This is a genomic window from Mesorhizobium sp. M1E.F.Ca.ET.063.01.1.1, from assembly GCF_003998155.1.
In the GTDB taxonomy this organism is placed as follows: Bacteria; Pseudomonadota; Alphaproteobacteria; order Rhizobiales; family Rhizobiaceae; genus Mesorhizobium.
Genome location: NZ_RZSC01001191.1, coordinates 1 through 1170, shown reverse-complemented (window position 1 = coordinate 1170; position 1170 = coordinate 1). Strand labels below are relative to the sequence as shown.

The window sequence follows — 1170 nt, the reverse complement described above, 5'->3', positions numbered from 1 at the left end:
TAGTCGCGCGCACGGTCTGCTCAATCCGCGTGCGTGCTAGGCAGCACCTCGATTTGGTTCAAGCCGAGCTTGAAAGCTGCCCAGAACTGCCATATCTTTTGCACAAGAAATATGACTCTTAATATGGTAGGATGAATTCTGTGGCTCATGCACTGAAGATCCCCGAGCAGAATGGACCTCTCATCTTGTCCTATATGGACCGGAACGGGAAGATTGCGATCGAGCAGGTCGCGGACGGGTTTGGCATGTCCAAGGGCCAGTTGGCCCAGACAGCTGGTCTTGCTCGCGAGACCCTTTATCGGTCGGAGCGCAGCGCTACGGTTAAGACACAGGGGCGTCTGCGGGAAATGCTTGAGATCATCAGTCGCGTGACGGATTGGGCGGGCGGCAAGGAGCAGGCGATGGCTTGGTATCGAGCTCAGCCGCTTCCAGCATTTGGCGGACGCACTGCTGAAGCGCTGGTGAAGGATGGCAAGGCAGCTGCGGTCCGTGATTATCTCGATCACATGGCCGTTGGTGGTTTCGCTTGAGGTTCGTCAGAACCTGCTACCGGGCACACGATCCTCGTTGGGCATTCAAGCCGACTTCCGGCGAAGGGGCGGCGATCAGAGGTGCGCGATTTAATCCCAAAGGCGTGCCGGCGCTCTATTTGGCGCTGACCATCATGACAGCGGTCAAGGAAGCCAACCAGGGGTTCGCGCACCGGATCGATCCTTGCGTGCTGTGTTCCTATGAGATCGACTGCGATGACATCGTGGATCTGACAACGGACGAGGCGAGGGGAGAATTTTCTATCGCGCTCGAGGACATGGCCTGCGCCTGGGCGACGGCGCTCAGCGACGGAGAGCGCCCGGCGTCCTGGTCCGTCTACGACCGGCTGCGGCCTCGGAGTATTGCCGGCATTGTGGTCCCAAGTTTCGCGCCGAGCGCCGAGATGGAGGATCGCAACCTGGTGCTTTGGGACTGGGGTCCGGATCTGCCGCACAAGGTAACCGTATTCGACCCAAGCGGCCGGTTGCCGAAGGACCAGCTATCCTGGCGGTAAGACGCTCTCGGGATCCGAAGGGTAGGGGAGGGCTCTCCCGGCCTAACAGTCCACTCGCCTTGGTGAGATTGACACGAAACCGGTCTCTGCGTCGCTGATAGCGGCGGGGCCTTTCAGACGAGGCG

The 1170-nt window shown here is 59.9% G+C and carries 2 protein-coding genes; both read left to right on the top strand.

Features of this window, described 5'->3' with window-relative positions; genetic code table 11:
- Positions 1-194: 194 nt before the first annotated feature.
- Positions 195-530, top strand: coding sequence for an MbcA/ParS/Xre antitoxin family protein (locus tag EOA29_RS37155; protein WP_179296568.1), 336 nt, complete (start codon positions 195-197; stop codon positions 528-530).
- Positions 527-1045 carry an RES family NAD+ phosphorylase gene (locus EOA29_RS37150; protein WP_127222440.1) on the top strand — a complete coding sequence of 173 codons (519 nt, stop codon included), beginning with the start codon at positions 527-529 and terminating at the stop codon, positions 1043-1045. The genes EOA29_RS37155 and EOA29_RS37150 overlap by 4 nt, the downstream gene beginning before the upstream one ends.
- The last annotated feature ends 125 nt before the right edge of the window (positions 1046-1170 follow it).

Coding starts and splice junctions, on each gene's coding strand:
- EOA29_RS37155 (WP_179296568.1), top strand. CDS start 195: ATGGACCGGAACGGGAAGATTGCGATCGAGCAGGTCGCGGACGGGTTT.